The 1,233-nt window shown below is 72.3% G+C and carries 1 protein-coding gene and 1 pseudogene; both read left to right on the top strand.

All coding sequences use genetic code 11. The features are described from left to right. Positions 1-507 (top strand): annotated as a pseudogene (locus AC1D01_RS35500) (EamA/RhaT family transporter); the annotation flags it as partial. Between the two features lie 12 nt (positions 508-519). Continuing rightward, positions 520-1,233: sulfurtransferase (locus AC1D01_RS35495; RefSeq protein ID WP_477874332.1), on the top strand; the 714-nt coding region annotated here is incomplete at its 3' end.

Here is a 1,233-nt window from a genome sequence, read left to right as displayed (position 1 = left end):
TTCATCGGCGTCGGGCTGATCCTGCGCCCGACGATCGCCGAGAACCAGCTGTGGCACGGCCTGATCGGGCTGCTGTCGGGCGTGGTCTCGGCCACCGCCTACCTGCAGGTCTCGGCGCTCGGCAAGGCGGGCGAGCCCGAGTCGCGCATCGTCTTCTACTTCTCGCTCGGCGGCGTGCTGGCCGGCGCGCTCAGCATGCTGTGGACCGGCATGCACGCCCACACCTGGATCGGCGCCGCGCTGCTGCTGGCTGTCGGGCTGCTCGCGACCTCGGCGCAACTGCTGATGACGCGTGCCTACAGCACCGGCAAGACGCTGGTGAATGCGAGCCTGCAGTACCTGGGCATCGCGTTCTCGTTCGCGTACGGCGTGCTGGTCTTCAGCGACCCGGTGACCTGGATGGCGCTGGCCGGCATGGTGCTGATCGTCGGCGCCGGGCTCGCCGCGACGCGGCTGCGCCAGGAATCCCCCCCGCAACGCGACATCTCCGTCCTGCCCGAAAGCTGAAAGGCCCCTCCGATGATCCGACCGCCGCTGATCTCCGCCGCCGAACTGCAACAGGCGCTCGCCCAGCCCCAGCCGCCGCTGGTGCTCGACTGCAGCTTCGACCTCGCCGATGCCGCGGCCGGCGAGCGCAGCCACCGCGAAGGCCACATTCCCGGCGCGCTGTACGTGAACCTGAACGAGGACCTGTCCGGCCCCAAGACCGGCCGCAACGGCCGCCACCCGCTCGCCGACCGCGCCGACTACGCGCGCTGGATGGGCCGCATCGGCATCGTGCCGGGGCGCGAGGTCGTCGTGTACGACCGGCAGGCCGCGATGTACGCGGTGCGCGCCTGGTGGGTGCTGCTGTGGATGGGCCACCGGGAGGTGCGCGTGCTCGATGGCGGGCTCGCCGCGTGGCAGGCCGCCGGCGGGGCGATGTCTCAGGAGATCGTGCAGCCGGTGCCGGCCGCCCTCTACCCGGACACAGTGCCGCAGCGGCCGACGATCGACGCGCAGCACCTGCAGCAGCGCCTGGGCGACCTGCTGGTGCTGGACGCCCGCGCGCCGGAGCGCTACCACGGCGAGGTCGAGCCGATCGACGCGGTGGCCGGCCACATCCCCGGCGCGAAGAACCGCTTCTTCAAGGACAACCTGCAGGCGGACGGCCGCTTCAAGCCGGCCGGGCAGCTGCGCGCCGAGTTCACGGCTGCGCTCGGCGGCCGCGCGCCCGCCGAGGTCGTGAACCAG

The organism is Rhizobacter sp. P3_B12 (assembly GCF_056402895.1).
The sequence above is the reverse complement of the archived record's forward strand: the minus strand, read 5'-3'. Positions and strand labels throughout refer to the sequence as shown.